The organism is Streptosporangium oxazolinicum (genome assembly GCF_039537505.1).
GTDB classification, from domain to species: domain Bacteria; phylum Actinomycetota; class Actinomycetes; order Streptosporangiales; family Streptosporangiaceae; genus Streptosporangium; species Streptosporangium oxazolinicum.
In genome coordinates this window covers 150,974-155,182 of record NZ_BAABAQ010000002.1, presented here as the reverse complement: position 1 = coordinate 155,182, position 4,209 = coordinate 150,974, and the positions used below count along the sequence as shown (strand labels likewise).

Sequence of the window (4,209 nt, the reverse complement as noted above, 5' to 3'; positions counted from 1 at the left end):
CGTCACATCACCCCTTCCGGACAGCCCCATAGGCCCGGAAGGGGATTTGTTCTAATTCGCGAAACGTGGGGTTGAGCTGGCGAAAGGTCCGATTTCGCTGGCTCGTCGCTGGTTTCGTCGGCATGGCTTCTCCGGAAGCGGGCAGTCTTCCCCGCGCCCCTCGACGGAGGACCACGGCCGGGCGGTGGTCCTCGGTCTCGGCGGCGGGCGTGAGCACCCCATCGACGCCCCCGCTGGTTCCGGATCAAACCAGATGGAGGAACAAGGTGACGCTACAAAATCCCGACAGGCCCAACGCGATGTCGTCGAGCGGATCGGGCGGACCATCGCGGCGCGTCTCGCGCCCGATGGTCGTCGCCACCGCCGTCGTGCTGGCGGCGTCGGGCGGCGTCGGGGTGTCCTCGGCGGCAGCGGCATCGCCGCCGCCCGCCCCGACGGAATCGCAGACGCCGACTCCCAGCCCGTCGGTAACGGTGAGCGAGACGCCCACGCTGACCCCGACCCCCAGCCCGACCCCGACCGAGACGCCGACGCCGTCACCCACCACCACGACACCGCCGCCCAAGGTGCCGCCGCTGGCGTTCCCCGGCACGCTGCACGGCGAGTTCGTCCTACCGGCGAAGGACGGCTGCGGCTTCACGGTGTTCGCCCAGACCGGCGAGGCGACCGCTCTGGCGGAGGACTCGATCACCGTCAAGAGCCAGGACGGCTTCGAGAAGGTGTATACGATCGCCGAGACCACCAAGTCCCTCTCGGGGCGGCGGGGCAACGCGCTCAGGGAGGGCGACTGGGTCTCGGTGACCGCCACGACCTCGGGTGAGACGGCGACGGCCGCCTACGTCTTCGACCTGACGCGGCCCAGCAAGAAGTTCTGGCGCGACGGCGGCTGGTGGTCGGCCAACCAGTGGCGGCCGGGCAGCAGGTGGCGCACGCCCGCCGTCTGTCCCACGCCGCCCGTCGAGACCCCCACGGTGCCGCCTCCCTCGGAGCCCCCGCCGCCTTCCACGGAGACCCCCCTGCCGCCCACGGAGACCCCGGCTCCTCCCACGGAGACGCCGGGCGTCCCCACCCCCGAACCGACCCCCACCGTGACGGAGCCCCCCACCCCGACCCCCACTCCCACGCCGACCCCCTGAGCGTCCGGGGAGCGAACGCGGCCGTCACCCGGCTCTGACCCGCATGGCCGCGCCATGGCTCCGGAGCCGTCCGGCACGAGGTGACGGGCCCCGGTCCCGGCCACGCGCGACCTGAGGCGGCGGTGCCCGGGTCTCCGATCGGAGACCCGGGCACCGCCGCCTCACCGCGTCCCCCGCGCGTCGGACGCGGGCCCGGCCGTGTTTGGCCGGTCCTCGCGCGGCGTGCGCACCCGATCCCAGCCGAGCCGCTCGCCGCCCTCGCCGTCCCCACCGTCCCCGCCGACCATCGGCATCCACAGGCCCGCGGTGTACGAGCCGTCCACGTTCGGCTGGGCCAGCAGCATGAACTCGCCGCGGGGCCAGATGTGGAGTCCGTGCCGGGTGTGCCGCGGCCGGTCCGGGTCACGCGCCGCGTCCAGCAGCGCGTGGCCGCCACCGGGGAGAGCGGGTATGCGGATCTCCACGAAGCCGTCGGCGACGTAGTCCTGGGAGATCCGCATCTGCGCCCCGCGCCGGAACATCTCGTGGCGGACGATGCTGTTCGCGCCGTCACAGCCGATCAGCAGGTCCGCGCTCGTCCGCACGATCCCCGCCCCGCCGTCCACGAACGTCGCCGACCCCGACCCGGGCTCGACCCCGATGCACTCGAACCCGCAGTTCAGCCGCGCCCCGGCCTTCTCGGCCTCGTCGAGCAGCATCTCGTGCAACAGGCCCCGGGGGATCGACAGCAGGTGGTGCAGGTCGGGGTCGGTGCCGTAGGGCTGGCGGGACGTCGTCCCGTCCACGTGGTGGATGACCCGCTGCGGCAGCACGACTCCGTTGCGATAGAGCATGTCCACGATGTGTTCGTCCAACGAGGTGAGCCCACGCCTGGTCAGGGTCAGGTTGAACGAGTGCCCTCGGGCTCCGTCTGCCAGGCGCACGTCCGAGCCGCGCTCGTAGAGACTCACCTCGAATGATCGTTTCCGCAGTTCGATCGCCACCAGACAAGCGACCGGTCCGGCGCCGACGATCGTCACCCGTAAATCCCGGGCTGCCATCATCGCGTCTCCTCCCCGTTCGATGGACTCCTGTCAAAGCTTGCGACCGACGCTATGAGCGGCGTCTCTCGCCGCCCTCTCGCCTTACTCTCCGTACCGGCGCGGACCGGAACGAGAGACGGGCGAGAGCATGACGGAGTAGGGGGCGGGCCACCCGGCGACGGGTCGTGGACGCTTCGACGGTTTTCCGCTCTTCGGCGAACGTGAGAGGAGACGACGTGGCGATCAGGCCGGGGTGAGGAAGTGGCCGTCGGTCCTGATGGCCTCGCCGGTGGTGTTGGTGTTGGCGGCCGAGCACAAGTAGACGATCATGCGTGCGGCGTCGTCGGGGTGGCTGACGCGCTTGGTCGCGGCGGCCTCGCCCGCCTTGTCGAGGAGGTGCTGCGGCATGGTTTTGTCCGCGGGGGTGAAGCCCGGCATGACGACGTTGGTGAGGATGCCCGCGGAGGCGAGTTCCCTGGACATCACGCGGGTCAGGCCGTGCAGACCCGCCTTGGCGGCCACGTAGGAGACGTTGCCGGGGAAGCCGTCCTCGACCAGTCCGGTGGAGACGTTGACGATGCGGCCCCATCCGCTCGCCCGCATGTCGGCCAGCACGGCGCGGGCGAGCAGGTAGGGGCCGACGAGGTTCGCGGTCACCGACGTGCTGAACCGCTCGGTCGGCGCGGTCTCGAACAGTTCGCCCGGCTCTGGCCAGTCCGGCCAGCGGACGGCGTTGTTGACCAGGACGTCGACCGGCCCGAGCCGGTCGCGGGCGTGCGTGACCGCCGCCCGCAGCGAGCCGGGGCTGCCGAGGTCGAGCCGCCAGGCGATCGCCTGGGCGCCGTGCCGTTCGGCCAGGGCGACGGTCTCCTCCGCGGCCCGGAGGTTGGTGTGGTAGCCGACGGCGACGTGCGCCTTCTCCTCGGCGAAGGCCAGCGCGGTGGCCCTGCCGATGGCCGTGCTCGCGCCGGTCACCAGGACGACTTTTCCTGCGAGTCCGAGTTCCATGTCTTCTCCTGCGGGTGGTGATCAGGTGAGGTTGTCGCGGATGGTGTGCAGCAGCCTGATGAGAAGCGCGGCGTCGGCCGGGGAGAGCCCGGCGCTCGCCTCGCTCTCCACGTGCGCCCACGCGGTCACGACCGCGTCGACCACGGCCTCGCCGCGTTCGGTCAGTCGCAACCGGGTCACCCGGCGATCGCCGGGGTCCGGGGCGCGCTCGACGAACCCGGCCCGCTCCATGCGGGTGATCGCCTTGGCGATGGTGGGCTGTTCGATACCGATGCGCTGGACGAGGTCCGCCTGGGTGGTCCCGGGATTGTGGTGAAGGTCGACGATGAGAAGCTCCTGGCCCAGGTGCAGGCCGAGCTCGGCCATCCGGCGCTGCATCTCGGCGCGGTGCGCCCTGGTGGCCTCGGCGAGGGCGTAACCGATCGGCCCCCGCGCGGCCGCGACCTGTCGCCCGGCGGTCACGCCGGCACCGCCGGACGGTCATCCGCGACGCGGGCGAGGACGCGCCGCCACAGCCGGGTGATGTCGTCTCGCGCCTCCTCCTCTGTCAGGACTCCGTCGGCGTCGAGGTAACGGTGGGCGAAGCCGACCGCCACATCGAAGTCGGAGAGCACCTCGGCGCCGACCCGCCGCAGCATGTCGCCGAGCTGCAACTGGGCGAAGACTCCGCCGAACCGGTTGGTCGACGCGCTCATCAGCGCCACCGGCTTGCCCACCAGCGGGCGTGGGGGCGCGAGGATCGACAGCCAGTCGACGAGGTCCTTCATCTGCCCGGGGATGCCGCGGCTCAGCTCCGGCGTCACCAGCAGCAGCGCGTCGGCCGCCGCCACGCGCTCGCGCAGGGCGCCGACGGCCGGGGGGAAGGGACGCCCCCGAGTGGCGTCCAGACGGGGAATCCGGGCGTGGTCGTCCCACACCTCTACCCGTAGCGGGGCCTTCGCCAGTCGTCGCGCGGCTCGCAGCAGCGACCGGTTGTGTGATCCCTCCCGGGTGCTCCCGCAGATCGCCAGCACGTCAATGGTTTCCATGGTCGGCTATCTTAT

At 71.7% G+C, this 4,209-nt stretch carries 6 protein-coding genes; 1 reads left to right on the top strand and 5 read right to left on the bottom strand.

All coding sequences use genetic code 11. From position 1 onward, the window contains the following. Positions 1–244 precede the first annotated feature (244 nt). Complete coding sequence (locus tag ABD817_RS06130; RefSeq protein WP_344915882.1) at positions 245–490, bottom strand: hypothetical protein; 246 nt, start codon at positions 488–490, stop codon at positions 245–247. Between ABD817_RS06130 and ABD817_RS06125 the strand changes: the two genes are divergently transcribed. Continuing rightward, entirely contained in the window at positions 474–1,136 is a 663-nt protein-coding gene (locus ABD817_RS06125; RefSeq protein ID WP_344915880.1) for a hypothetical protein, read from the top strand. The genes ABD817_RS06130 and ABD817_RS06125 overlap by 17 nt on opposite strands. A gap of 161 nt (positions 1,137–1,297) precedes the next feature. On the opposite strand, the gene ABD817_RS06120 is transcribed toward ABD817_RS06125, so the two are convergent. From ABD817_RS06120 to ABD817_RS06105, 4 genes are all read right to left on the bottom strand, one after another. Next, positions 1,298–2,179 (bottom strand): FAD-dependent oxidoreductase, encoded by an 882-nt coding sequence (locus ABD817_RS06120; protein ID WP_344915878.1) that lies wholly within the window; start codon positions 2,177–2,179, stop codon positions 1,298–1,300. Between the two features lie 222 nt (positions 2,180–2,401). Continuing rightward, complete coding sequence (locus tag ABD817_RS06115) at positions 2,402–3,166, bottom strand: SDR family NAD(P)-dependent oxidoreductase (RefSeq protein WP_344915876.1); 765 nt, start codon at positions 3,164–3,166, stop codon at positions 2,402–2,404. A 21-nt stretch (positions 3,167–3,187) separates the two neighbouring features. Beyond that, positions 3,188–3,628: a MarR family winged helix-turn-helix transcriptional regulator gene (locus tag ABD817_RS06110; RefSeq protein ID WP_344915874.1), complete on the bottom strand. Its 441-nt coding sequence runs from the start codon at positions 3,626–3,628 to the stop codon at positions 3,188–3,190. Further along, positions 3,625–4,194 (bottom strand): NAD(P)H-dependent oxidoreductase, encoded by a 570-nt coding sequence (locus tag ABD817_RS06105; RefSeq protein WP_344915872.1) that lies wholly within the window; start codon positions 4,192–4,194, stop codon positions 3,625–3,627. The genes ABD817_RS06110 and ABD817_RS06105 overlap by 4 nt, the downstream gene beginning before the upstream one ends. Positions 4,195–4,209 lie beyond the last annotated feature (15 nt).